Here is a 24,641-nt window from a genome sequence, read left to right as displayed (position 1 = left end):
GGATGACCACCAGTGCCCGTTCGGCGACGGCCGCGGACTTCGCGGATCTCGCCACCTTCAACGCCCTGCCCCGCGTCGGCTCGCCCGCGCTCTCGCCGGACGGGTCGCGCCTCGTGGCCGTCGTGTCCGAACTCGCGCCGGACGGCAAGACGTGGCGAGGCGCGCTCTGGGAGATCGACCCGAAGGGCGAGGCGCAGCCCCGGCGGCTGACCAGCGCCACCAAGGGCGAGTCCGGCCCCGCGTTCACGCCGGACGGGTCGCTGCTGTTCCTCTCCAGCCGTCCCGACCCCCGGTCCGACGACAAGGACAAGACCGGCAAGGACAAGACCGCGCTCTGGCTGCTCCCGGCGGCCGGTGAGGCCAGGGAGGTCTACCGGCCCGCGGGCGGCGTCGAGAAGTTCGCCGTCGCGGCCGACGCGGGCACCCTGCTGCTGTCCGCGACCGCGCACCCCACCGCCGCCTTCGGCAAGGAGGACGCGACCAAGCGCAAGGAGCGCGACGAGGCCGGGATCACCGCGATCCTGCACGAGGGCTACCCGATCCGGTACTGGGACTCCGACATCGGCCCCGCCTACCGGCGCCCGCTCACCACGGGCCCGGTCACCGCCGACAGCGGCCGGATCGACGCCGCCGACGTGCGCGACCTGGCCCCGGACGCCCGGAGCACGATCGAGGAGATCATCGCGATCAGTCCCGACGGGCGGTGGGCGCTCTACTCCGAGCAGGTCCCGGTCAACCCGTCCTACGGCGACCGCTACAACCTGCGCGTCGCCGCGACCGACGGCGGTTCGACCCGCGTGCTCGCCGACGAGCCGGACCACTCGTTCGTCGGCGGTACTTTCACACCGGACTCGACCGCCGTGATCACCGTCCGCGTCGTCGACTCGACGGCCGACAGCCCCTGGTACGGCACCCTGGTGCGGATCGACGTGGCCACCGGCGAGATCACCGACCTCACGCCGGACTTCGCCGAGGAGCCCGACTCCCCGGTCGTCAGCCCCACCGGCGACGCGGTCTACTTCACCAGCAGCCACCGCGGCCACCAGCCCGTGTGGCGGCTCGACCTGGCGTCCGGCGACATCACCCGGCTGACCGCCCGCGGGGCCTACACCGACGTCATCGTGAGCCCGGACGGCTCCACCCTGTACGCGATGGGCGGTGCCGTCGACCACCCGTCGACCCCGGTGCGCCTGGACGCCACCGCCGTCGAGCAGGAGCCCGTGCGGCTGCCCGCCCCCGGCACCGTGTCCTCGCTGCCCGGCACGCTCACCGAGGTCGAGACCACCGTCGCCGACGGCCGCACCGTCCGCGCCTGGCTGGTGCTGCCCGAGGGCGCCTCGGCCGACCGCCCCGCCCCGCTGCTGCTGTGGGTGCACGGCGGCCCGGTGATGAGCTGGAACAACTGGAGCTGGCGCTGGAACTGGTGGCTCATGGCCGCGCGCGGCTACGCGGTCCTGCTGCCCGACCCGGCGCTGTCGACGGGTTACGGCCACGACTTCGTCAAGGCCGGCTGGGGCCGGTGGGGCGCCGAGCCGTACACCGACCTGATGGCGATCACCGATGTCACCGAACGCCGCGACGACATCGACGACAGCCGCACCGCCGCCATGGGCGGTTCGTTCGGCGGCTACATGGCCAACTGGATCGCCACCCAGACCACCCGGTTCCGCGCGATCGTCACGCACGCCTCCCTGTGGCACCTCGACGCCTTCACCGGCAGCACCGACGGCAGCTACTACTGGATCCGCGAGATGGGCGACCCGCTCACCCAGCCCGACCGGTTCAAGGACAACTCGCCGCACCTGTACGTCGCCAACATCGAGACGCCGATGCTGGTCATCCACGGCGACAAGGACTACCGGGTCCCGATCGGCGAGGGCCAACGCCTGTACTTCGACCTGCTGCGGCACGGCGTGAACGCCAAGTTCCTGTACTACCCCACCGAGAACCACTGGATCCTCACCCCCGGCAACAGCCGAATCTGGTACGAGACGGTCTTCGCGTTCCTCGCCGAGCACGTGCTCGACGAGAAGTGGAAGCGACCTGAACTGCTCTGACGCGCAAGGCTTGGTGGCTGGGGCAGACCGGATCCGGTCTGCCCCAGTCGCGTTTTCGGGGTGGGGCAGGTCCGGGTCGGTCGGACGAAGTCAGGTGCCCTGTCCGCCGCAGAGCGCCTGTCGGACGCAGCCCAATGCTGTCGAAGTCGCCCCTACCTCCGGTCCACAGCGCCCTCCTGCCTCACCTCGTCAAGATGACTTGACAGTCTCGACAAGGTGAGGCACGGCAATCGCGCTAACGGAAGGTGGTTCGCCTTTCCCGACACCGAAGCCCTTGCACCACGCCAGAACCCGGCGCCACCCACCCGCAGGCGCGGGCTTCGCCAAGCGATGACGGCCACCGCGCCTCGGTCCGCACATGATCACGACCACTGCGGGCCGTCCGAGGACCACTCGGCACGGGAAGCGCTGAGGATCATCCGCGTCAGGTGCGCCGGCGGCACCGCGGCGTCCAACGCGCCGCGCAGCAACGTCGCCAGCCGGTGGTTCGGGTGCGCCAGTTCCGCCTGGTCGAGCGCCACCGACGCCAAAGCCCCATCGCCGCGCAGGTAGGCGGAAAACGCGAGCAGGGTCGCCGGTTGGGCGCGCTCCGGAACCGGTGTGGCCCTGGTCAGCTCGGTCCACAGCCGTTCCGCCGCCATCACCTGCGGCCCGGTGGCGAAGGTCAGGCTCTTGTCGCGCACCCACAGGTCCCCGAGGGCGATGGTGAGCGCCACGACCTCCTCGTCGGCGAGCGGCGCGGCGCGGTCGGCGGCCTCGGCGACGGCGCGAACAACCAGGGCCAAGCCCCGCTGGGCGGCCTGCTCCGGGTCGTAGGCGGCCTCGGCGGCGAGGGTGGCCTCGTCCAGCAGTTCCGCCCGCCTGGTCAGGGTCTCGTCGTCGTCCGGCGCGACCACGGCCACCAGCTCGGCCCGGCTGCCGAACGTGACCATCCCCGCCGCCGTGCAGGCCGCCGCTATCGCGCTGCTGTCCGGGTCTGCGACGGTCCCGCGGTCGGTCGGGTCGCCGTAGCTGACCCAGGGCGCCCCGTGCGCGGTCGCGGACGTCCACACCGAGCAGGCGACCTCGATCCCCTCGGAGTCGAGGGCGGCCCACATGGACTCGACCAACCCCCGGTGCGGCAACGAATCCGGCGGGTCCGCCGCGCCGCCGCCGACCACCACGAGCACGACCGGGCCCTCGGCCTCGGTGATCGGGACCAGCAACTGGTGCGCCAATGCGCGTCGATGTCGGGGCGCGGGCAGGTCGACGCGCAGGGTCAGGACGACCCTCCTCGGGCCGGACCGGCCGAGCACCAGCGCGACCAGCGAGTCGACCGGGTGGAACGCGAGCAGGTACGGGAGCGCGGCGACGAGGTCGCCGGGGTTCTCGACCTGGACGGGGAACGGCTGTGCGGTTCTCATGCCCTTGACGATGGTCCGCGACGAGGGCGGGCGACAGGCTGAATTCCTCCACTGTGGACAACTGGTCGGCCTGTGGACAACTCGGAGCCGGTCGAGCGGTTCTGTCGGTGCCGTCCGCTACCCTGCGCGCCCCCGTGGAAGGGCACGCGGGACTCCCCCGGAAGGGAGCCCCGCGCGTCCGGGGTGGAGATCAGCCGACAGCGCGGCGCAGTGCGGCCTGGCCACCCACGACGGGCAGGTCGAGCGTGGTGCGGCCGAGGTCGACGAACAGCCCCGCACCGGGCTGGGGGCGCAGCGTGTAGTCGTGGTCGCTGGACAGGACCACGAACTCCAGGCTGTGCCCGGCGGCGAACACGTAGTCCTTCGGCTCGAACCCGACCTCGATCCGGTACCGCTCACCGGGTTCCACGGCCTTGGTCCGGTCCGGCCGCGAGCGGTTCTGCGGGTCGGTCCACCCGCGGGTGACGATCTTGCTGGTGCCGTCCGGGAACCGGTCCACGAGCAGCGCGGTCACGTTGGCCGCCGGCCGGTCGAACGAGACGGACAGGTCCACCTTCGGCGTCCCGGACAGGCGCAGCGACGTCGTGGTGGGCCTGGTCGCGTACGACAGCCGGTTCGGCGACGCGGCGGCGTCGACCAGGGTCTCCGCCAGGATCGACGCGTCGTCGCGCAGGCCCTCCACGACGGGCTTGCCGGTCAGCGGCCGGGTCGACAACCCGCCCTTCGACGCACCGCCCGCGGTCGGCCGCAGGGACGCCTCCGACGTGCCGGGCGCGGGCCAGTCGGCCTCGTCCACCCACGTCTTGTCCTCGCGCTGGATGGTCGCCTTCGGCTCCCGCTCGACGCCGTTGGCCACGCCGTACAGGTAGTGGCTGAACCAGCGGTTGAGCGTGCGGCGCCACTCGACGGACCGCAGCGTGTCGGGGTCGGTGTGGCCGGACTGGTGCCACCAGATCTTGTGCTCGACCCCGTTGCGGCGCAACGCCTCGTACCACTGGACGACGTTCTTGCCCTTGACGTTCCAGTCGTTCAGGCCGTGCACCGCGAGGACCGCGGCGCGCACCTTGTCGGCGTCCTTGACGTAGTTCCGCTCGTCCCAGAACGCGCTGTAGTCACCGGTGACCCGGTCCTGCTCCGCGGCGATCCCGGCGATCACCGGCTTGCAGATCTCCTGGTCGGCGCGGGTGTAGACGTACTCGGCGAGCACGTCGAGGTCCTCGCCCTGGTAGGTGCCCGGCGCCACGACGGCCCCGTCGGCGCGGTAGTAGTCGTACCAGCTGGAGATGGCGGCGATCGGGACGATGGCCTCCAGTCCGCGCACACCGGTCGACGCGACCGCGTTGGGCAGCGTCCCGTTGTACGAGACGCCCATCATCGCGGTCTTGCCGGTGGTCCACGCCGCCTTGACCGGCGCGCTCGTCGTGGCGTCGCGGGCCGTGGCGCGGCCGTTGAGCCAGTCGACGACCGACTTGGCTCCGATGGTCTCGTTGCGGCCGCCGGAGGTGGGGCAGCCGGTGGACTTGCCGGTGCCGAGCGACTCGGCGTACACGACGGCGAAGCCGCGGGCGATGAAGTACCCCTCGTAGCGGGCCGACGTGATCGGCCCCGCGTTCGGTCCGACCGCCGCGGCGATGCGCTCGTCCGCCTGCGCGGTGAGCGCCGTGCCGTCACGCCGGTCGTAGTGCCCCCGGCCGTCGGGCACGTACAGCTCCACGTCCACGTCGTGGTTGGCCACGTCGTTGCCGCCGGAGAAGTACGGGCTGTTCATGTAGACGACCGGCACCTTGAGGCCGCGGTCGGTCGCCTTGGGGCGGACCACCTCGGTGTACACCTCGTCGGGCTTGCCGTCGCGGTCGCTGTCGACCGGCGCGCGCACGTAGAGGCTCTCGCGCACCACGTCCGCGGGGTCGAAGACCGGCTGCGCCTCGCCGTCGACGAACACCGGCCCCTCGGCCGCGGCGTGCGCGATCACCGGAGCCAGCGTCAACGGCAGCGACACCAGCGCGGCCACCATGGCGATTCTTCGAGCAGCCCTCACGAGGACCCCCATCCGAGACCGAACCGAACAGACCGATCCGCACCCTTCCGGTGTCCGCAGGCCGTGTCAAGGCCTCGACGGTCCACAAAGGACTCAAGACGGAGACCCGACGAATGGCGCTTGACCAGCGCGAATGGATGTGCCGTCAGGGGAGGCCGGCGGCCTCACCCGCCATCGACGAGCCCGCGGCGACGACCCGCGGGAGGGGTTCCGCGGCACGCGGAAGCGGTGGGGTCACCCCCGGAGTAGTACAAAGACCGCATGAGGCTGGTGATCCTGGGTGGCGGCGGGTTCCGCGTTCCGCTCGTCCACCGCGCGCTGCTGGCGGACCGGACGCCGGGGCGCGTGACCGAACTGGTGCTGCACGACCTGGACGCGAAGCGGCTCGACGCCATCGGCCGCGTGCTCGCCGAACGGTCCGAGGGCGTGCCGGACGCGCCCGTCGTCACGGCGACCACGGACCTCGACGAGGCGTTGCGGGGCGCGGACTTCGTGTTCTCCGCGATCCGGGTCGGCGGTCTGGAGGGCCGGGCCACCGACGAGCGGATCGCGCGGGAGCAGGGCGTTCTCGGTCAGGAGACCGTCGGGGCGGGCGGGGTGGCCTACGCGCTGAGGACCGTCCCCGTAGCGGTGCGCATCGCCCGCCGGATCGCCGCGATCGCGCCGCGGGCCTGGGTCATCAACTTCACCAACCCGGCGGGTGTGGTCACCGAGGCGATGTCGCACCACCTGGGCGACCGGGTGATCGGCATCTGCGACTCCCCCGTCGGCCTCGGCCGCCGGGTGGCCCGCGCGCTCGGCGTCGACCTCGACACGGCGTGGCCGGACTACGTCGGCCTCAACCACCTCGGCTGGCTGCGCGGGCTGCGCGTCGGCGGCGAGGACCTGCTCCCCCGGCTGCTCGCGGACCCGGTGAAGCTGGAGTCGTTCGAGGAGGGCAGGCTCTTCGGCGCGGACTGGCTGCGCGCGCTCGGCGCGATCCCCAACGAGTACCTGCACTACTACTACGACACGCGGGAAGCCGTCGCCTCGGGCGCGGAGCGCGGCGCGTTCCTCCTGGAGCAGCAGCGGAAGTTCTACGAGGGCGAGGCGTCGTTCCGCAACTGGGACCGCACCCGGCTGGAGCGCGAGGCCACGTACATGGCCGAGACGCGCGAGGACGAGCGCGACTCCGGCGACCTGGACGGCGGCGGCTACGAGCAGGTGGCACTGGCGCTCATGCACGCCATCGCCAACGACCGGCGCGCGACGCTGATCCTCAACGTCCCCAACGGTTCCACACTGTCCATCCTGGACTCCGAGGCGGTCGTCGAGGTGCCGAGCCTGGTCGACGGCAACGGTGCCCGCCCGCTGTCGGTGAGCCCGCTGGCCGACCACGCCGCCGGTCTGGTCACCAGCGTCAAGGCGGTCGACCGCGCGATCCTCGCCGCGGCGTCGTCGGGGTCGCGGGCCGACGCGTTCAAGGCGTTCGCGCTGCACCCGCTGGTCGACTCCGTCGGGATCGCGCGCGGGCTCGTCGACGGCTACCGCGCGCACCACCCCGGACTGGCCTACCTGAGCTGAAGGCGGCCGAGCGCGTCAGCCCGCCGGGTGGTCTCCGGCAGCCGGAAGTCCGTGCACAGCCGCAGCACCTCGGCGCACGCCCGGTCGAGGTCGACGCGGTGCCCCACCGACACGAACACCGGCTTCACCCCGTCGCGGGTGCGCAGCGCGCGGCCGACGACCTCGTCGTCCAGCAGCAGGTCCGTGGCCGCCCCGCGCTGCTCGGCGGGCATCGCGAACGGCCCCATCGGGGTCTTCGCCACGCCCACGCTGGGCACGCCGGTCACCACTCCCAAGTGGCAGGCCAGGCCGAACCGGCGCGGGTGCGCGAGCCCCTGCCCGTCGCAGACCAGCAGGTCCGGCGCGACCGACAGCCGGTCCAGCGCGGTGATCAGCGACGGCAGCTCGCGGAACGCGAACAGGCCCGGCACGTAGGGGAAGTCGGAGGTGCCGAGCACCACGACCTCGTCGAGCGTCTCCAGCGTGCCCGCGTCCAGCACGACCACGGCCGCGGCGAGCAGGTCGTCGTCGGCGTACCCCACGTCGAGGCCCGCGACCGTGCGGACCTCCAGACCGGGGTCGGTGGTGGTGCGGACGAGCGGGCGGAGCCGTTCCTGCAGGGCTATCGCGGCTTCGGGGGTGTGCGGCCAGTCGGGTTCCACCGGGTCAATGATCCACTTCTACGTGGTGCGCGGCGAGCAGGTCGTCGCCGAAGTCACCCGAGCGCCTGCGCCACACCGCGTGCACGTGGTTCGCGTCGTTGGCGGTGTTGTCGTACTCGATCAGCAGCTCTGGGGCCTGGATCCGGTAGTAGTGCCCGTCGCCGGGCCGCTCGGAGCCCTCCCAGGCGAAGTGCACCCGTTCCAGGTCGAGCCGAGCGAACTCCGCTTCGGCGAGGTCGGGGCGCAGGCGGTCGAGGTAGTAGCGGACGACGTCGGTGAACAGCCCGCGCGCCTCGCCGTCCAGGCTCGTCAGGGCGATGCCGACCGGTTCCAGCGTCGGCCCCAGGCGCGGGGCGTTGCGGGTGCGCAGGTCTTCGGGGGCGTGGTCGGACACGACCGCCACCAGCCGGTTCGCCGCGCCCATCCGGTCGAGCAGCAGCCGGGGCAACTCCTCCTCCAGGCGCAGCGGCCGCACGACGGAGTGCCCGGCGTAGGTCGTGCGCGCCGGGTTGGCGCCGAGGAAGAACGGCGTCGCGGACACCCGGCCGTCAACCACGACCACGCTGAGCGAGATGTGGTGGCCCTCGAACCGCCAGCCCCACGCGTCGTCACCGGGAGTGCCGAACACGACGAACCAGTAGTCACCCTGGTGGCGGTCGCGGTCGCCGCCCTCGCGGTGGTCGAGCACGTCCTCCAGCGCCATGATCGTGGCGACCTGGGCGTGGGCGTGCGGGCTGAGCACCTCGGCGAGCAGCCGGAACACGGCTTTGCGCTGCGACCTGGCCAGGTCGCCGTAGACGACGCCGGGACGCGGGCCGGGCGTGTACGCCCAGCGGTGCCGCAGGTCGTCGTCGGTGATCGGGCGCAGGGCGGCCGCCCGCTGCCGTTCGTCGAACGACGCGACGAGCGAGCGGGTGGCCTCGGTGTGGACGTCGGTCATGGTCCGTCGACCCTATCCGGACCGGTGGGAGCCCCCGGCTCGCGGACGGGCCGGGGACCCGCCGCTCAGCCCTGCGCGATGTAGGCCTGGAGCTGGTTGTGGCTCTCCTCGAGCTGGCTGATGTGGCTCTTCACCACGTCACCGATGCTCACGATGCCGACGAGCACCCCGTCTGCGAGCACCGGCACGTGCCGGATGCGGCGCTCGGTCATCTGCACGGTCAGGCTGTCGACCGTGTCCTGCGGGTCGCAGGAGAACACCATCTTGGTCATGATCTCCGACACCGGCGCCGCCAACAGCTCCGCGCCGCGCTCGTGCAACTTCCGGACGACGTCCCGTTCCGAGACGATCCCCGCGATGCCGTCGGGCCCCACGACGACCATGGCGCCCACGTTGTGCCGGGCGAGCCCCGCGAGCAGTTCACCCACCGGGGTTCTCGGTTCGACCGTCGCCACCGCCGAGCCCTTGGTCCGCAACACGTCAGCGATCTTCATGTGGCGCCTCCGATCCGCACTGGACGGTGACCTACCTCACCCAGGCTAGTTCGGATCGGCTCCGAGCGGGAGGCCACGACGCCCGATAGGAGCACTGCGGCCGCCGATCCGGTGGTGACCCGGATCGGCGGCACGGCCGCTCAGCCGCTGCGGCGGTTGGTGAACGAGCGCTTCCCGACCACGTTGCTGTTGTGCATCTGGCCGGGGATGCTGCTGTTCTGGTTCGTCTTCTTCGCGCCGCCGCGGCGGTCGCTGCGGTTCGGGACGAACTCCGGTTCGGCCTCTGCTTCGGGGGTCGGAGCCTCGACGGCCTCGTCCGCCGCGTCGTTCGCGTCCTTCGGTGCCGGGGTTTCGGTCATGGGAGCCTCCTGTGGATTCGGTCCGAAGCGTATCCGGCGCGCTCCGGGCGGGTCGGCGGTCGTGGTCGTTTCCACCCGCCGGGGCGGCCGGGTGGGCGCGCTGGTGGAGGATTCGCCGGGTGAAACTGGAGAACCGCGTCAGGACGACCGCGGCCGCGCTCCTCGCCAAGAGGAAGTTCGTGGCACCGCTGGACCTCTTCACCACGCTGGGGTGGCTGCCGGACAAGCAGCTCGACCGGTGGCGGCGCGGCCAGGTCGACCACCTCGGCGTGGTGCTCGCGGTGACCCCCGACAAGGCTCGGGAGGCGCTGGACGTGCTGCGGCGGTGGGCCGAGTCCGAGGGCCTGGCGGCGACCGAGGTGGACTACCCGGCCGCGACGCTCGACCGGCGGCCGCTGCGCTTCGACACCGGTCCCGGGACCGCCTACCGGACCCACTGGATGGCCGTCGGCCTGTCCGACGCCCGGCGCAAGAGCCTGGTGGAACGGCAGAACAAGGCGCCGGACCTCGTGGTCGACGTGGCGACGGCGGACTGGTCGTGCGCGGAGTGCCGCGGCACCGGCGACCTGTTCGTCGACGACCCCGGCGGACCGCTCTGCCTGGTGTGCGCGGATCTGGACCACCTCGTGCTCCTTGCCGCCGGTGACGCGACGCTGACCCGGCGGGCCAAGAAGGCCAGCGGGCTGTCGGCGGTCGTGCGGCGGTTCGAGAAGTCGCGGAAGCGGTACCAGCGCAAGGGGATCCTCGTCGAGGAGACCGCGCTGGAGGAGGCCGAGGACTCCTGCCTCGCGGACGAGGACGTGCGGCTGCGCAGGCGGGAACGCGACCGCGAACGCCGGGTGGACTGGGACGTCGACTTCCAGGCCGCGCTGGCGGCGGAGATCCTCCGGCTGTTCCCCGGCTGCCCGGCCGACCGCGCCGAGGCCATCGCCCTCCACGCGGGCACCCGCGGCAGCGGCCGGGTCGGCAGGTCGGCCGCCGGACGGGCACTGGACGAGCGGAAGACCACGCTGGCGGTCATCGCGTCGCTGCGGCACGAGGACACCGACTACGACCGGATGCTGATGTCCGGTGTGGACAGAGCCGTGGCGCGCGACCGCATCCGCGCGGACGTCGACCGGCTGCTGGAGGACTGGCGGCGCTGACCGGGGAGCCGGCTCGCACCGGCTCCCCGTCCGCACTACCCGCGCCTGCGCACGGCGTGCTGCCGCTGGTTGGCCACCGAAGCGGAGAACGCCCTCGGCGGAATCCGGGACTTCTTGCCCGCCCTGCGGTCCCGCCTGCTCGCGGGAACGGCGTCGGACTCGGGAACTGGCGGTTCGGAGCGCATGGTCATGAGCGCCTCCTCGACTGTCGGGATGGCGTGCGTCGTCGACGACCGCGACGGGTCGTCGGGAAGGGCCCGCAAGGGCCGCCGGTGGGATGAGGTCACGCGCGGCACGCGAACGGCGGCGGCGCGGAGGGTTCCTTCTCACTTCACCCGACGACCGTAACAAGGCCCCGCGAGCGCCCGCCACCTATTTACCGGCGGCCAGGAACTCCTCGAACGCGACCTTGCCGTCGGCGTGCTCCGGGGTGGTTCCACGACCTTCGCGCAACGCCCGGAAAGCCTTGCCCGGCAAGCGGAGCGACACGATCCGGCGCTTGAGGCCGCGCGCCGCCGCGTAGCTCGCGGCGAAGTCCGCCATCGTCCGCACCTCCGGGCCGCCGAAGTCGTCGACGCGGCCCGCGGGCTCGGCGACGGCCAGGTCGACCAGCCGGGCGGCGACCTCGCGGACCTCCACCGGCTGCACCCGCGCGACGGGCACGACCATCAGCGGCGGCACCCGCGCCAGCGCGCCGAGCATGGTGGCCGCGAGCTCGTGGAACTGGGTGGCGCGCAACAGGGTCCACGGCACGCCGGACTCCTCCACCACCCGTTCCTCGGCCAGCTTCGCCCGGTAGTAGCCGATCGGGACGTCCTCGATGCCGACGATCGAGATGTGCGCGAAGTGCCGCACACCCGCCGCCCCTGCCGCCGTGAGCAATCGCCGGGTCGACTCGACCAGGCCCTTCGGGACGTTCGCGCAGTGCACGACCACGTCCGCGCCCTGGAGGGCCGTCGCGAGCCCGGTACCCGTGCCCAGGTCTACCGGCCACCTCGGCGACGAGCGGCTGACTGCGCGGACGGCGTGGCCGCGCGCCTCCAGCAGTTCCACGACCACGCGTCCCAGGGTGCCGGTGCCACCGGTCACCACGACCGTCTTCACGTCCGGATCGTCGCTCATGACCAGGGGACGGGCCAGACGAGCCGAACGTGACACCCGGTCACGAGTACGGCTTCAGCTCCGGCAGGTCACCGGTGAGCGACCCGACCGGGGTGCGGCCCGCGGCCCACGCGGCGAGGTCGTTGCGGGCACCGCCGACCTCGACCGGCGTGCCGCTCCCCCACGTCCACACGTGCCCGTCGTCGGCGCGCAGCACGACCTGGACGTCGTCGGGCGCGCGGTAGGACGTGAAGGTGAGCAGGTGGTCGGCGAACTCGGGCACCCAGGTCGCGGGCGTGTACCCGAGGCGGAGGTCGGTGCTGTGGATCTCGATCTCGCGCCAGTAGGCCAGCACCACGTCGGCGACCGTGCCCTCGCGGTAGACGACCGCCCGGTCCCAGTCGTCGTCGCCGATCTTCGCCAGCGCGCGGTCGAACGACGACGCCGAGGCCAGCGCGGTCTCGACCAGGTCCGCGGCGGGGTTGCCCGCGTTCGCGGCGATCGCGGCGTCACGGGCGGGGCGGCCACCGTCGTAGGGCTCGATCCTGCGGCCCTCCAGCGCGTACTCGACCTGGCGGGTCAACGCCGCGGCGACGCCCGCCAGGTGCGCGAGCACGTGCCCTCGCGACCAGCCGGGCAGCGTCGAGTCGGCGTGCACCGCGCTGTCGGTGAGGCCGTGCAGCAGGCCGGGCAGGCGGGTGTTCGCGGCCCACACGGGAACGGGGTTCACGGCCACAACAGCTCCTAACGGACTTCAACAGGTTTGCCGTTAGAGAGTAGCCAGACAAGTCTTACGGGAACAAGGGCGAATGCCGTTAGAATCACCTGGTGGACATCCATCCAGCCCTCGCCTTCGTGGGCACGGTCCGGTACGAGAGGGACGATCTGGGCACCTCGGCCGGGTTCGCCGACTGGCTCGGCCTGCACACCGACGCCCCTGTCGCGCTGGCGGCGGACGACGAGGTCAGGGCTCGGGTCGTGGCGCTGCGCAGGGCGGTCCGGACGCTGTTCGCCCGCGCGGTCGAGCCGGAGGCTCCGAGCCAGGCGGACGCGGACCGGCTGCTGGATCCCGGCGCCGCGCTCGACCAGGTCAACGAGGCTGCGGGCGCCGTGCTGCGCGCACCCCGGCTGGAGTGGCCGTCGGCGCGCGCGCCCCGGATCACCGAACGGCTGACGGAGGCCGACCAGGCGACCAGACTGGTCGCGGACCTGGCGCGCGTCGCGATCGAGTTCCTGGTGAGCGAGGACCGCGACAAGCTGCGGGCGTGCCCGGCGCCGCGGTGCGTGAAGTACTTCGTCCGCGACCACCCCCGGCAGGCGTGGTGCAAGCCGTCCTGCGGCAACCGGGCGCGGGCGAGCCGGTACTACCAGCGGCACCACGTGGACTCAGACGGGTGACCTGCGCCCGGCCGCCCAGCGCACGGCAGGCCCCATCGCCAGGCCGGCGACCAGGAACACCCCGCCCAGCACCAGCCAGCCCGCGGTACCCCAGCCGATGACCAGTGCGGTCAGCAGCAGCGGCCCGGCCATCCTGGCGACCGGCACCCCCGTGCCGAAGAAGCCCTGGTACTGGCCCTGCTTGTCGGACGGCGCGAGGTCGAAGCCGATCTCCCACGCGCCCGAGGCCAGCATCATCTCGCCGAACACCTGGAGGACCGCGGCGACCAGCAGCACCAGGACCGCCGTCCACGCCGACCCGCCCGCCGACAGGGCGAACACCGCGCACGACGCCAGCAGCGCGAACCCCGCGTAGCGGACCAGCCGGGCCGCCGAGTCGAGGCCGGTCACCTGGCGGGCGACGCGGACCTGGAACAGCACGACGCCGACGGTGTTCAGCACCAGCAGCGCTGCGACCATCCAGCGCGGCGCGGCCGTCCGCTGCACGATCCAGAGCGGCACCACCAGGCTGAGCAGCGGCATGTAGAGCAGCATCACCGCGTTGAGGAGCGCCACCAGCGCGTACGGCCGGTCGCGGAGCACGGCGAGCACCGGTCCGCCGGTCGTGACCGATGGGACGGGCGGCACCGGAGGCAGGCCGCGCAGCACGGCCGCCGCGGCGAGGAAGCCCAGCACGTCCAGGGCGAAGACCGCCAGGTAGGCCTCGCGGGTGTCGACCTGGAGCGCGAGCCCGCCGACCCCGGCGCCCACGGCCAGCCCGGCGTTGACCGTGGACTGGAGGTACGCGCGGACCGCCGTCCGCTCGGTCTTGTCCACCAACGCCGCCAGCAGCGCCTGCCGCGCGGCGGACAGGCCGGACTGGCAGCTCGCGTAGAGGCAGGCCGCGATGGCGAACGGCACGAACGAGTGGACCACCAGGAACGATCCGACCGCGACGGCCGTGGCGACCGCGAGCAGCACCGCCGTGCCCTTGGGTCCGCGCCGGTCGGCGAGGTGGCCCAGCGGGATGCCCGCGACGGAGCCGACCGCCCAGCCCAGCGTGAGGCCGAACCCGACCTGCGTCGCGGACAGCCCGACGATCCGGGTGAAGTACAGCGCCGAGCACACGAGGTAGGCGCCGTCGCCGAGCGAGTTCGCCAGCTGCGCCAGCGCGAGCACCCGCGCCGGTCCGCGGGTCGGCAGGAATCCGTTCACACCGGAACCCTAGGAAGCCGATTGGCCGGGGGTAAGGTCCGATTCCGGGCTAACCGATTGGGCCAATCCGATGGACTTCCACATCACCCTCGACGGGCGCGGCGACCGGTCGACCCGGATCTACCGGCAGCTGCTGGAGGCCATCCTGGACGGGCGGCTGCGGTCGGGCGAACGCGTGCCGCCCACCCGTGAGCTGGCCGAACGGCTAGGCGTCGCGCGCAACACGGTGGCCGTCGCCTACGACCGGCTGACCGCCGAGGGGTTCCTGGTCGGCCGGGTCGGCGCCGGGACGTACGTGTACTCCGACGGCTTGCGGTCCCGGTCCCGACGAGCGCCGGCGGGCACCGACGTGCGACCGCGCGCGGTGTGGGCGGCGATGGCCGAACCCGAGCGCGACAGCGCCTCCGAGCTGCCCTACGACTTCAGCGCGGGCGTGCCGGACGCCGGGCTGTTCCCGTTCGGCACGTGGCGCGGGCTGTTGCGGCCCGAGGCTGCGCGGGCCGACTACGGCGACCCGTCCGGACTCCCCGACCTGCGCGAGGCGATCGCGCGGCACGTCGGGGTGTCCCGGTCCGTGCGCGCGGACGCCGACGACGTGCTGGTGACGCAGGGCGCGCAGCAGGCGCTGGACCTCATCGCGCGGGTGCTGGTCGAACCGGGTGGGTGCGTCGCGGTCGAGGACCCCGGTTACCCGTTGGCACGTCGGCTGTTCCGATCGCTCGGGGCGCGGGTGGTCGGCGTGCCCGTGGACGCCGAAGGCCTGGTCGTCGACGCGCTGCCCGCCTCCGCGCGGCTGGTGTACACGACGCCGTCGCACCAGTTCCCGCTCGGCACGCCGATGTCGCTGCGGCGGCGGACCGCGCTGCTCGACTGGGCGGCGCGGCACGACGCCGTCGTGGTGGAGGACGACTACGACAGCGAGTTCCGCTACTCGGACCGGCCGCTGGAACCGTTGCAGAGCCTCGACCGCGCCGGGCGGGTGGTCTACGTCGGGTCGTTCTCGAAGACGCTGCTGCCGACGCTGCGGCTCGGTTTCCTGGTGGCGCCCGCGTCGCTGCGCCCCGCGTTGCGGGCGGCCAAGCAGCTCACCGACTGGCACGGCGACCCGATCGCGCAGGCCGCGTTGGCGCGGTTCATCGACGAGGGCCTGCTGGCGCGGCACATCCGCAAGGCCACACGGGTGTACGCGGCGCGGCACGAGCGGGTCGCCACCGCGTTGCGCGACGACTTCGCCGAGTGGCTGGACGTGGTGCCGTCCGCGGCGGGCATCCACCTGGCCGCGCGGACCCGGAACGACCCGGAGGAAGTGGTCCGGGTCGCCCGTTCCCGCGGGGTCGCGATCCGCTCCCTGGCCACGTTCTCCCCCGAGGTCCACTTCGGACTGGTCATCGGGTTCGGCGCGATCCCGGTGGAGCGCATCGACGACGGACTCCGTGTGCTGGCAGGGAGTTTCGCTCAGGCAGGGACGACCGTGCCGAGCGCGCCGTCCACGGTGATCAGCTGACCGGTGGTGATCCGGTCGACCGCCTCGGCCACGCCGACCACGGCCGGGATGCCGTACTCGCGGGCCACCACGGCGCCGTGCGAGTTCGCGCCGCCCATCTCCACGACCAGACCGCCCGCGGTGAGGAACAGCGGCGTCCAGCCGGGGTCGGTCGACGGCGCCACCAAGATTTCGCCGGGCTCCAGGTGCGCGCCGACCGGGTCGAGCACCACTCGCGCGCGACCGGTGACCGTGCCCGCCGAGGCCGGTGTGCCGACCAGCGCGCCGGGGCCGGTCGGCGCGCCCCGCGACGCCACCGCCTCCGGTTCGGTGCCGTCGGACAGCAGCACCCTGGGCACCCTGCGGCGGCGCGTCTCGCGGTCGTAGACCTCGTGGCGTGCCGCGATCTCGGCGCGGAAGTCCTTGCCGCCCAGGGCTTCGCGGATCTCCTTGAAGTCGAGGAAGTACACGTCGTCGACGGCGTCCAGCAGGCCCTCGGCCGCCAGTCCGGCGCCGATCAGGCCCACCTGGTGCCGGACGTGGCCGAGCGCGACGACCAGGTGGTGCTTCGGCATCTCACGCAGGCCGACGAGCAGCCTGGCCCGTCCCAGCGCGAACCGCACGAACCGGCCGCGGACCCGACCGGCCTTGCGCGCCAGGCGTTCCACGGCCTGCTCCGCCTCCACGGCACCACGGGCGAACTGGACGTCCGGGGCCAGGTCGGGGTCCTCCAGGCGCAGGTAGTTCGCCAGCACGCCGAGGATGTGCGCCGGGTCGTCGGACCACCGCGGCAGCCCGAGGTCGATCTCGGCGACCGCGCGGTGCCCGTGGTCGCGCAGGAACGCGGCGACCGCGCGGTGCGCGACGTCCGGCAGCGCGCCCTCGTGGAAGAGGGTCGCCAGCTCGCGCGCCGACCGGTCGCGCAGGGCGGCGCTCGACTCCGCGTCGGCCCGGATCGCGGTGGCGACGTGCCACAGCTCCAGGTCCATCTCCGTGGTCACGTTGTGCGGCAGTCCGCGCAGCACCGGTTGCAGGTCACCGGGCTCCCACCGCCTGCCGAGCGCCTTGCCCGCTAGGCCGAGCATCGCGAACCCGGCGGCCGCCAGCGGGAAGATCATCGGCAGCACGCGGACCGTGCGCTCGCCGAGCACGTCCTCGCAGTGGTCGAGCCGTTGCACGGCCGTCGCGGTGTCGGGGACCGCCAGCAGCGCCCGTTGGGACGCGGCGATCCCCGCCATGCGCCGGTGCGCGGATCCCGGATCCGCCACGGCGCGCACGACGTGCACCGGGAGCCGGTAGCGGGCCGCCACGCGCGCGAACTGCCGGAGGAACGGCCACCAGGACGGGTGCGCCAGGCTGAACCGGGGGTCGTCGAAGAGGCCGCGCAGCACGACCGAGGACCGCGCCTCCATCACGTCGAGCGCGCGCGGCGCGATCGCCCGGCCGGGTCCGCTGCGCACCAACGTGGTCGCGTCCACCCACAGCCGCTGCCCGGCCTCGCGGTAGGGCGCCGGGCCGTCGAGGCGGTCGCGCGCCGGACGGCCGAACAGGTCCGCGATCCCCGACGCCATCAGCCGGAACCCCGCCAGGCCGATCGGCGTGATCGGCCGTTGCAGGCCCTGCGCGACGCTGAAGCAGAGGAACACCCGCGGGTCCTCGGCCGTGGCTCCGTCGGGCAGCGGAAACAGCGTCGTGATCGGCCGGGCCTGGGTGAGCCACAGCGCGCCCTCGGCGTCGATCGCCCACTCCGCGTCCTGCGGCGCCCCGTAGTGCGCCTCCACCCGTGCGCCGAGCGCGGCCAAGTCGCGGATCTGCCCGTCGGTGAGGCACGCCCCGTCCGCGGTGTGCTCGACCTGCTCGGTGCCACCGCCGGGCAGCGACCGGATCAGCAGCCGCTTGTCCCCCAGCACGCGTTCCCGGATCTCGCCGGTCTTCGTGTCGACCACGAAGTGGTCCGGGTTCACCGCCCCGGACACCACGGCCTCCCCGAGCCCCGGACTCGCGTCGATCACGGCCTCGCGACGCCTGCCGGTGACCGGGTTCGCGGTGAACAGCACACCCGCCACCGCCGACTGCACCATCTCCTGCACCACCACCGCCAGCCGCACCGCGCCGTGGTCGATCCCGTTGCTCTCGCGGTACGCCACCGCCCGGTCCGTCCACAGCGACGCCCAGCACCGGCGGACCGCGTCCAGCACCGCGTCCGGGCCGACGACGTTGAGGAAGGTGTCCTGCTGGCCCGCGAAGCTCGCGAACGGCAGGTCCTCCGCGGTTGCCGACGACCGGACCGCGACCGGCGTGGTGACGCCCAGCCTCCCGTACGCCGCCAGCACCGCGTCCCGCACGTCCTCGGGGATCGCCGCCGCCGACAGCACCTCCCGCGCCTTCGCCGGATCGTCCCCCGCGACCCGCCGGTAGGCCTCCGTCGTCAGGCAGAACCCCTGCGGCACGGGCAGACCGGCCCTGGTCAGCTCCCCCAGGTTCGCCGCCTTGCCGCCGACGTCGGCGAGCATGCCCGCGTCGATCTCGGTGAAGTCGCGGATGAGCGGGTCGTCGGGGCGGGTCTCCATGGCGCTGAGGTTACGAGGGTTCGGCGGAATGTTCAACGGTTGTTGAATTACTGGGCAGTACGTCACCCTGGTAGCGGAACACCACTCGGACGCCGACAGGGGCGGCCCCGGAACGGGACCGCCCCTGTCGAGGACGAACGATCGAACGATCAGCTGCAACCCGAAGTGCTGCCGCAGCCCTCGCAGAGGTAGCAAGAGCCGGCGGGGCGCATCTTGGTGCCGCAGGTCATGCACAGGGGGGCGTCGGCGGTGGTGCCGAGGTGGAGTTCGAGCAGCTCGGTGGAGCTGCCGACGCGCATGTCCTGCTTGCTGGGCTTGGCTTCCTTCACCGGGCTGGCGTCCACCGAGGTCTGCATGCCCACGAGGTCGACGTCGGTGCCGCCGCCGTACTCGCTGGCGACCGTGGCGGTGCGCTCGTCGGCCGTGAAGATGCCGAGCTGGGAGCGCTTCTCGTAGGGCAGGTAGTCCAGGGCGAGCCTGCGGAACAGGTAGTCCAGGACGCTGGTGGCGATCCGGACGTCCGGGTCGTCGGTCATGCCCGCGGGCTCGAAGCGGAGGTTCTGGAACTTCGAGATGTAGAACTCCAGCGGGATGCCGTACTGGAGGCCGACGGAGATGGACATGGAGAACGCGTCCATCACGCCCGCGAGCGTGGAGCCCTGCTTGCCGAGCTTGACGAAGATCTCGCCGAGACCGTCGTCGGGGTAGGAGCCCGCGTGCAGGTAGCCCTCGGCGCCGCCGACGGTGAACGAGACCGTCTGGCTGGGGCGCTTCTTGGGCAGGCGCTTGCGGACGGGGCGGTACTCGATGACCGTCTCGGTCTTGACCGAACCGGTGGCCGACGCGGTGGCCTCGCCGCCGGTGTTGGCGCCCTTGCCCGCGGACAGGGGCTGGCCGACCTTGCAGTTGTCGCGGTAGATCGCGAGGGCCTTGATGCCCATCTTCCAACCCTGGAAGTAGATCTCCTCGACGTCCTCGATCGTCGCGTTCTCCGGCATGTTCACCGTCTTGGAGATCGCGCCGGAGATGAACGGCTGCACGGCCGCCATCATCCGCACGTGGCCCATGGGCGCGATGGAGCGCTCGCCCATGGCGCAGTCGAAGACCTCGTAGTGCTCGGGGCGCAGGCTGGGCGCGTCCACGACGTTGCCGTGCTCGGCGATGTGCTCGACGATCGCCTCGACCTGCTCGTCCTGGTAGCCCAGGGCGGACAGGGCGCGCGGCACCGTCTGGTTGACGATCTGCATGGAGCCGCCGCCGACGAGCTTCTTGAACTTGATCAGCGCGAGGTCGGGCTCGATGCCGGTGGTGTCGCAGTCCATCATCAGACCGATGGTGCCGGTGGGCGCGAGCACGCTGGCCTGCGCGTTGCGCCAGCCGTTGCGGCCGCCGATCTCGATGGCCTCCTGCCACGCGCGGGTCGCGACCTTGTGCACGGCGCCGTCGTTGCCACCCAGCGTGCGGATGGAGTCGTTGGCGGCGGCGTGCTTGCGGATCACGCGCTTGTGGGCGTCCTCGTTGCGGGCGTAGCCCTCGTACGCGCCGACCATGCCCGCGAGCTCGGCCGAACGCCGGTAGGCGACGCCGTTCATCAGCGAGGTGATGGACGCGGCGAGCGCGCGGCCGCCCTCGGAGTCGTAGGCGTGGCCGGTGGCCATCAGCAGCGCGCCGAGGTTGGCGTAGCCGATGCCCAGCTGGCGGAACTTGCGGGTGGTCTCGCCGATGGGCTCGGTCGGGAAGTCCGCGAAGCAGATGGAGATGTCCATCGCGGTGATGACGACCTCGACGGCCTGGGCGAACCTGCCCGCGTCGAACGTGCCGTCCTCGCGCAGGAACTTCATCAGGTTCAGCGACGCCAGGTTGCAGCTCGAGTTGTCGAGGTGCATGTACTCCGAGCACGGGTTGGACGCGGTGATCCGGCCCGACTCGGGGCAGGTGTGCCAGTCGTTGATCGTGCCGTCGTACTGGATGCCGGGGTCGGCGCACTCCCACGCGGCCTTGGCCAGCTTGCGGAACAGGTCCTTGGCGTCGACCTTCTCGATGACCTCGCCGGTCTGGCGGGCGCGCAGGCCGAACTGGCCACCGGACTCGACGGCGTTCATGAACTCGTCGGAGACGCGGATGGAGTTGTTGGCGTTCTGGTACTGCACGGACACGATGTCCTTGCCGCCCAGGTCCATGTCGAAGCCGCCGTCGCGCAGGACGCGGATCTTCGCCTCTTCGCGCGCCTTCGTCTCGATGAACTCCTCGACGTCGGGGTGGTCCACATCCAGGACGACCATCTTGGCCGCGCGGCGGGTGGCGCCACCGGACTTGATGGTGCCCGCGGACGCGTCGGCGCCCCGCATGAAGGAGACCGGGCCGGACGCGGTGCCGCCGGAGGACAGCAGCTCCTTGGACGACCGGATGCGGGAGAGGTTCAGGCCGGCGCCGGAGCCGCCCTTGAAGATCAGGCCCTCCTCGCGGTACCAGTTGAGGATCGACTCCATGGTGTCGTCGACGGCGAGGATGAAGCACGCGCTGACCTGCTGCGGCGAGCTGGTGCCGACGTTGAACCACACCGGGGAGTTGAAGCTGAACACCTGGTGCAGGAGCATGTAGGTCAGCTCGTGCTCGAAGATCACCGAGTCGGCCTCGGTCGCGAAGTAGCCGTGCTTGACGCCGGCGGCCACGTAGGTCTTCACGACGCGGTCGATGAGCTGGCGCAGGCTGGTCTCCCGCTGCGCGCTGCCGACGGCGCCGCGGAAGTACTTGCTGGTCACGATGTTCGTGGAGTTGAGCGACCACGAGGCCGGGAACTCGACGCCGCGCTGCTCGAAGTTGACCGTGCCGTCGCGCCAGTTCGTCATGACGACGTCGCGGTGCTCCCAGGTCACCTCGTCGTAGGGGTGCTTGCCCTCGGTCGTGTAGACCCGGCGCACCTTCAGAGCGGCGGCCCCGCGCTTGTCCCCACTGCCGTTGCGCGCGGCTGTCTTCTTGCCTGCGCCGCTGACGGTCTCCGTCATGCCCGGTCTCTCCCTATGTGCTCAAGAAAAATACGTGCACGGCCCAGCGTCCGGAGAGTCCGTCCGATGCGGTCTTCGTGCGAAGTGCTGCGCTACGGACGCGGTTCGTCTTCCCGCGCCGTGCGGAGGTCCGAAATCTCCTTCTCGAAGTCCTCGACGGACGAGAAGGACCTGTAAACGCTGGCGAACCGGAGGTAGGCGACCTCGTCGAGCTCCCGTAAGGGTCCGAGGATCGCCAGCCCCACCTCGTGGCTGGGGATCTCGGCGCTGCCGGTCGAGCGGATGGACTCCTCGACCCGCTGGGCGAGCTGCTGGAACGCGTCCTCGTCCACGGGGCGGCCTTGACACGCCCTGCGGACACCGTTGACGACCTTGTCCCGGCTGAACGGCTCGGTGACGCCCGACCGCTTCACGACCGCGAGAACCGCTTCCTCTACGGTGGTGAACCGGCGACCGCACGCCGAGCAGGAGCGCCTGCGCCTGATGACCTGCCCCTCGTCGGCCTCGCGCGAATCCACCACGCGAGATTCCGAGTTACGGCAAAACGGGCACCGCACCCCAACTCACCCCTTCTCAGGGCAGCACTGACCGCATCAGCCCCACTGGATGGGTTACCCACAACCTATGGACTGACTTCGTCGGTACAACCACTAGATGTAGGGGTGAACCTATGCGAGAAGTTGACGTGAGGCAACTCGCGACACACCCCCGTTCGATGGAACGAACGGTCCACCGAGAGGGGGAGCGGGACGGCTACGGAGCGGGTTCCGGCACGGCCTGCGGGACGACCAGGGACTGACCGGGGAGGACGTCGGAATCGGCCAACCGGTTGAGTTCGCGGATGCGCTCGACGACGGCGTCCGGATCGCTGTTCGGGGCGGAGCGCACGGCGACGTCGTGCAGCGTCTCACCCACTTGGACGTACGCGACGCCCGTCCGTTCGGGGACGCCCGTGGAGCCGGACGCGTAGAGGTAGAGCAGCCCGAGGCAGGCGGCCAGCACGACGGCCAGGACGCAGGCGCCGACCAGGCGGAGGACGGAGCCGCGCTCGCGGCGCTCGGGACCGCACTCGATCGCGTCCGGCGTAGCAGGGGCGGAGAGTTGCTTGGCGCGCGACGCGGGCCTGCGGCCGTCGCCCACCTCGAAGCGCCGGAGCACCCTGGGACCGGGCCGGAGCCCCCGTTCGGACGAGACGTCGCCAGGGTCGTCGGCCTCCACCAGTTCGAAGCCGGACCGGGTACCGATGAGCACCGCCATGACGCCCTCCATCGCAGGTCAACCCAATATGATCGAACACAGGTTCGATCGAACGCCCGTGCGAATGTCTACCACTTCGGGTGTCGAATATCGAGGACACGCCCACGATTACTTCGAACAGGTGTTTGATCTGGACATCAAGTGCGACTACCGTCGAGTTCGAAGATCGACGGATATCCGGCCTGGGCGATCGGGACCGGTGAGGAGGAAGCACCGTGGCGCGCAAGATCACCGAAGACCAGGCCACCGCGGCGGGTGACCCCGTTCTCCCCAAGCAGCAGACGGACATCGCCGGGAACGCGGGCCTGACGCTGCGCCAGCGCAAGGTGCTCGACGTGATCCGCGACTGGCTGGACCGGTTCGGGTACCCGCCCAGCGTCCGCGAGATCGGCGAGGCCGTGGGCCTCACCTCCACCTCTTCCGTGGCGCACCAACTGAGGGCCCTGGAGCGGAAGGGCTTCCTGCGCAGGGACCCGAACCGCCCCCGCGCGGTCGGGGTGCTGCCGACGGAGATCGACGCCGGGATGGACCCCAGCCACAAGCCGACCCCCGCGTACGTGCCGATGGTGGGCCGCATCGCCGCCGGTGGGCCGATCCTCGCCGAGGAGTCGATCGAGGACGTGTTCCCGCTCCCGCGCGAGATCGTGGGCGAAGGCGAGCTGTTCCTGCTGAAGGTGGTGGGCGACTCGATGATCGACGCCGCCATCACCGACGGCGACTGGGTCGTGATCCGCCAGCAGCCGACCGCCGACAACGGCGACGTGGTCGCGGCGATGATCGACGGCGAGGCGACCGTGAAGACGTTCAAGCGCAAGGACGACCACGTGTGGCTGATGCCGCACAACGCGGCCTACCAGCCGATCCTGGGCGACGAGGCCAGCATCCTGGGCAAGGTCGTGGCCGTGCTCCGCAGGCTCTAGGACTTCGGAACCGGATCGGGCGTCTCCACTCGCGGAGGCGCCCGATTCCCGTTTCACCGGGTCAGTCAGGCCTTGCGTCGTGATCGGCGTACGAACGCGCCGATCAGCACCAGCGCGACCGCGCCGAACCCGACCACCGGCCACAGCGCGCCCGACGACTCCGCGGCGATCGCGGGAGCGGCCTCGCCGGACGCGGCTGAAGGATCGCCGGGGCCGGGAGCCTCGGCGCCCTTGGACGGCGGGGGCGGAGGAGGCGCGGCCTGGGCCGCAGCCCCGGCCACCGCGGTGATGGTCGACGAGGTGGCCTTCCCGAACTCGGAACCGGACAGCAGCGTCCCGTCCGGGTCGAACGCGATGGCTTCCCCCTGCTCCTCGTTCGGCAGCGGGATCCGCACGGGGTCGGCCGCCAGCGCGGCGACGAAGTCGCCGTCCGGAACCGGGTAGAGGTAGGCGTCGGTGTAGGTCCGCAGAGCGATCACCCCGCCGTCGTGCGACACGGCGCCGCCGGTCACCACCCTGGTGACCACGGGGCTCTGCAGGGGTCCACCGGGCGTGTCGGTGCCCTTGATGGACACCGAGGCGACCTTCTCCATGGCGACGGTGGCGCCGTCCACCAGCGGCCCGGCCGGTCGGTAGACCAGTGCCGACCCGATCGGCTCCTTGGTCACGATGTACGGCAAGCCCTTGCCGTCCAGCAGGACGGCCTCGGCGTCGTGCTTGCCATCCGGATAGGTCAGCCGGTAGAGCGCCGAGCCCCCCGCCGGGGACACGACGTGCAGCGCGACCGTCTCGCGGGTGCGGTTGTTGTCGCCGGTGTCGGCGAGCCAGAGCGCGCCGTCCGGGGCCAGCGCCAGGTCCTCCACGTCGAACGGGTTGACCTGGGCGGTGATGGTGTCGCGGATCTCGCAGTCCCGGCCGATCACCTGGACGGCGATGCCGCCCTCGTCGCTGTCGTTGATGGCGAACAAGCGGTCGCCATCGGAGGCCAGCCCCGACAGCTCCTCCAGGCGTTGGTCGGTCACGGCGCACAGCGCAACGGCAACGGCCGGGTCCGCGTGGGCGGACCCGGCCGT

At 72.0% G+C, this 24,641-nt stretch carries 21 protein-coding genes; 6 read left to right on the top strand and 15 right to left on the bottom strand.

Annotation, left to right across the window (positions count from 1 at the left end):
* Nucleotides 1–2: 2 nt before the first annotated feature.
* Nucleotides 3–2,057 (top strand): S9 family peptidase, encoded by a 2,055-nt coding sequence (locus tag RM788_RS36485; protein ID WP_315923713.1) that lies wholly within the window; start codon nt 3–5, stop codon nt 2,055–2,057.
* A gap of 362 nt (nt 2,058–2,419) precedes the next feature.
* On the opposite strand, the gene RM788_RS36480 is transcribed toward RM788_RS36485, so the two are convergent.
* Complete coding sequence (locus RM788_RS36480; RefSeq protein WP_315923711.1) at nt 2,420–3,460, bottom strand: DUF4192 domain-containing protein; 1,041 nt, start codon at nt 3,458–3,460, stop codon at nt 2,420–2,422.
* 190 nt (nt 3,461–3,650) lie between these two features.
* Nucleotides 3,651–5,474 (bottom strand): Xaa-Pro dipeptidyl-peptidase, encoded by a 1,824-nt coding sequence (locus RM788_RS36475; RefSeq protein ID WP_315923709.1) that lies wholly within the window; start codon nt 5,472–5,474, stop codon nt 3,651–3,653.
* 285 nt (nt 5,475–5,759) lie between these two features.
* Here RM788_RS36475 and RM788_RS36470 point away from each other — a divergent pair, with 285 nt between their 5' ends.
* A complete protein-coding gene (locus RM788_RS36470; protein WP_315923707.1) occupies nt 5,760–7,061 on the top strand; it encodes a 6-phospho-beta-glucosidase in 1,302 nt (433 codons plus the stop codon).
* Here RM788_RS36470 and RM788_RS36465 read toward each other — a convergent pair.
* The 4 genes from RM788_RS36465 to RM788_RS36450 all read right to left on the bottom strand — a co-directional run bounded on the left by RM788_RS36465 (nt 7,049) and on the right by RM788_RS36450 (nt 9,495).
* Nucleotides 7,049–7,702, bottom strand: a complete 654-nt coding sequence (locus RM788_RS36465) for an endonuclease V (RefSeq protein ID WP_315923705.1) — start codon at nt 7,700–7,702, stop codon at nt 7,049–7,051. The two genes, RM788_RS36470 and RM788_RS36465, sit on opposite strands and share 13 nt — an antisense overlap.
* A gap of 4 nt (nt 7,703–7,706) precedes the next feature.
* Entirely contained in the window at nt 7,707–8,642 is a 936-nt protein-coding gene (locus RM788_RS36460) for a DUF3500 domain-containing protein (RefSeq protein ID WP_315923703.1), read from the bottom strand.
* A gap of 65 nt (nt 8,643–8,707) precedes the next feature.
* On the bottom strand, nt 8,708–9,136 hold the full coding sequence (locus tag RM788_RS36455; protein WP_315923701.1) for a CBS domain-containing protein: 429 nt from the start codon (nt 9,134–9,136) through the stop codon (nt 8,708–8,710).
* A gap of 140 nt (nt 9,137–9,276) precedes the next feature.
* On the bottom strand, nt 9,277–9,495 hold the full coding sequence (locus RM788_RS36450) for a hypothetical protein (protein WP_315923699.1): 219 nt from the start codon (nt 9,493–9,495) through the stop codon (nt 9,277–9,279).
* A gap of 119 nt (nt 9,496–9,614) precedes the next feature.
* Here RM788_RS36450 and RM788_RS36445 point away from each other — a divergent pair, with 119 nt between their 5' ends.
* Nucleotides 9,615–10,640 (top strand): DUF2293 domain-containing protein, encoded by a 1,026-nt coding sequence (locus tag RM788_RS36445; protein WP_315923697.1) that lies wholly within the window; start codon nt 9,615–9,617, stop codon nt 10,638–10,640.
* A 35-nt stretch (nt 10,641–10,675) separates the two neighbouring features.
* Here RM788_RS36445 and RM788_RS36440 read toward each other — a convergent pair whose 3' ends face one another.
* The 3 genes from RM788_RS36440 to RM788_RS36430 all read right to left on the bottom strand — a co-directional run bounded on the left by RM788_RS36440 (nt 10,676) and on the right by RM788_RS36430 (nt 12,471).
* A complete protein-coding gene (locus RM788_RS36440; RefSeq protein WP_315923695.1) occupies nt 10,676–10,927 on the bottom strand; it encodes a hypothetical protein in 252 nt (83 codons plus the stop codon).
* A gap of 85 nt (nt 10,928–11,012) precedes the next feature.
* A complete protein-coding gene (locus tag RM788_RS36435) occupies nt 11,013–11,762 on the bottom strand; it encodes an SDR family oxidoreductase (RefSeq protein WP_315923693.1) in 750 nt (249 codons plus the stop codon).
* Between the two features lie 40 nt (nt 11,763–11,802).
* Entirely contained in the window at nt 11,803–12,471 is a 669-nt protein-coding gene (locus tag RM788_RS36430; protein ID WP_315923691.1) for a maleylpyruvate isomerase family mycothiol-dependent enzyme, read from the bottom strand.
* Nucleotides 12,472–12,569: 98 nt separating this feature from the next.
* Here RM788_RS36430 and RM788_RS36425 point away from each other — a divergent pair, with 98 nt between their 5' ends.
* On the top strand, nt 12,570–13,139 hold the full coding sequence (locus RM788_RS36425; protein ID WP_315923689.1) for a CGNR zinc finger domain-containing protein: 570 nt from the start codon (nt 12,570–12,572) through the stop codon (nt 13,137–13,139).
* Here RM788_RS36425 and RM788_RS36420 read toward each other — a convergent pair.
* Nucleotides 13,128–14,333: an MFS transporter gene (locus RM788_RS36420; protein ID WP_315923687.1), complete on the bottom strand. Its 1,206-nt coding sequence runs from the start codon at nt 14,331–14,333 to the stop codon at nt 13,128–13,130. The two genes, RM788_RS36425 and RM788_RS36420, sit on opposite strands and share 12 nt — an antisense overlap.
* A 70-nt stretch (nt 14,334–14,403) precedes the next feature.
* On the opposite strand from RM788_RS36420, the gene RM788_RS36415 reads away from it, so the two are divergent.
* The gene (locus RM788_RS36415) at nt 14,404–15,837 is read left to right on the top strand and encodes a MocR-like pyridoxine biosynthesis transcription factor PdxR (RefSeq protein ID WP_315923685.1); all 1,434 of its coding nucleotides are present in this window, start codon (nt 14,404–14,406) and stop codon (nt 15,835–15,837) included.
* Here the strand turns inward: RM788_RS36415 and RM788_RS36410 are convergent.
* From RM788_RS36410 to RM788_RS36395, 4 genes are all read right to left on the bottom strand, one after another.
* Complete coding sequence (locus RM788_RS36410; protein ID WP_315923683.1) at nt 15,789–18,386, bottom strand: PEP/pyruvate-binding domain-containing protein; 2,598 nt, start codon at nt 18,384–18,386, stop codon at nt 15,789–15,791. The two genes, RM788_RS36415 and RM788_RS36410, sit on opposite strands and share 49 nt — an antisense overlap.
* Before the next feature lie 149 nt (nt 18,387–18,535).
* A complete protein-coding gene (locus tag RM788_RS36405; RefSeq protein ID WP_315923681.1) occupies nt 18,536–21,391 on the bottom strand; it encodes a vitamin B12-dependent ribonucleotide reductase in 2,856 nt (951 codons plus the stop codon).
* Nucleotides 21,392–21,483: 92 nt separating this feature from the next.
* The gene (gene nrdR, locus RM788_RS36400) at nt 21,484–21,948 is read right to left on the bottom strand and encodes a transcriptional regulator NrdR (protein WP_315923679.1); all 465 of its coding nucleotides are present in this window, start codon (nt 21,946–21,948) and stop codon (nt 21,484–21,486) included.
* 196 nt (nt 21,949–22,144) lie between these two features.
* A complete protein-coding gene (locus RM788_RS36395) occupies nt 22,145–22,648 on the bottom strand; it encodes a LysM peptidoglycan-binding domain-containing protein (protein WP_315923677.1) in 504 nt (167 codons plus the stop codon).
* Between the two features lie 287 nt (nt 22,649–22,935).
* On the opposite strand from RM788_RS36395, the gene lexA reads away from it, so the two are divergent.
* Nucleotides 22,936–23,568 carry a transcriptional repressor LexA gene (gene lexA / locus RM788_RS36390; RefSeq protein WP_315934847.1) on the top strand — a complete coding sequence of 211 codons (633 nt, stop codon included), beginning with the start codon at nt 22,936–22,938 and terminating at the stop codon, nt 23,566–23,568.
* A gap of 65 nt (nt 23,569–23,633) precedes the next feature.
* Here the strand turns inward: lexA and RM788_RS36385 are convergent, their stop codons facing one another.
* Nucleotides 23,634–24,590, bottom strand: coding sequence for a hypothetical protein (locus RM788_RS36385; RefSeq protein ID WP_315923675.1), 957 nt, complete (start codon nt 24,588–24,590; stop codon nt 23,634–23,636).
* Between the last annotated feature and the right edge of the window lie 51 nt (nt 24,591–24,641).

The sequence above is a fragment of the Umezawaea sp. Da 62-37 genome, from assembly GCF_032460545.1.
Lineage (GTDB): Bacteria > Actinomycetota > Actinomycetes > Mycobacteriales > Pseudonocardiaceae > Umezawaea.
The sequence above is the reverse complement of the archived record's forward strand: the minus strand, read 5'-3'. Positions and strand labels throughout refer to the sequence as shown.

Bases quoted from the DNA above. Each gene is read 5' to 3' on its own strand.
- RM788_RS36415 (WP_315923685.1), top strand. From the start codon at position 14,404: ATGGACTTCCACATCACCCTCGACGGGCGCGGCGACCGGTCGACCCGG.
- RM788_RS36410 (WP_315923683.1), bottom strand. From the start codon at position 18,386: ATGGAGACCCGCCCCGACGACCCGCTCATCCGCGACTTCACCGAGATC.
- RM788_RS36480 (WP_315923711.1), bottom strand. From the start codon at position 3,460: ATGAGAACCGCACAGCCGTTCCCCGTCCAGGTCGAGAACCCCGGCGAC.
- RM788_RS36435 (WP_315923693.1), bottom strand. From the start codon at position 11,762: ATGAGCGACGATCCGGACGTGAAGACGGTCGTGGTGACCGGTGGCACC.
- RM788_RS36405 (WP_315923681.1), bottom strand. From the start codon at position 21,391: ATGACGGAGACCGTCAGCGGCGCAGGCAAGAAGACAGCCGCGCGCAAC.
- RM788_RS36475 (WP_315923709.1), bottom strand. From the start codon at position 5,474: ATGGTGGCCGCGCTGGTGTCGCTGCCGTTGACGCTGGCTCCGGTGATC.
- RM788_RS36455 (WP_315923701.1), bottom strand. From the start codon at position 9,136: ATGAAGATCGCTGACGTGTTGCGGACCAAGGGCTCGGCGGTGGCGACG.
- RM788_RS36395 (WP_315923677.1), bottom strand. From the start codon at position 22,648: ATGGCGGTGCTCATCGGTACCCGGTCCGGCTTCGAACTGGTGGAGGCC.
- RM788_RS36460 (WP_315923703.1), bottom strand. From the start codon at position 8,642: ATGACCGACGTCCACACCGAGGCCACCCGCTCGCTCGTCGCGTCGTTC.
- RM788_RS36485 (WP_315923713.1), top strand. From the start codon at position 3: ATGACCACCAGTGCCCGTTCGGCGACGGCCGCGGACTTCGCGGATCTC.
- RM788_RS36470 (WP_315923707.1), top strand. From the start codon at position 5,760: ATGAGGCTGGTGATCCTGGGTGGCGGCGGGTTCCGCGTTCCGCTCGTC.
- RM788_RS36450 (WP_315923699.1), bottom strand. From the start codon at position 9,495: ATGACCGAAACCCCGGCACCGAAGGACGCGAACGACGCGGCGGACGAG.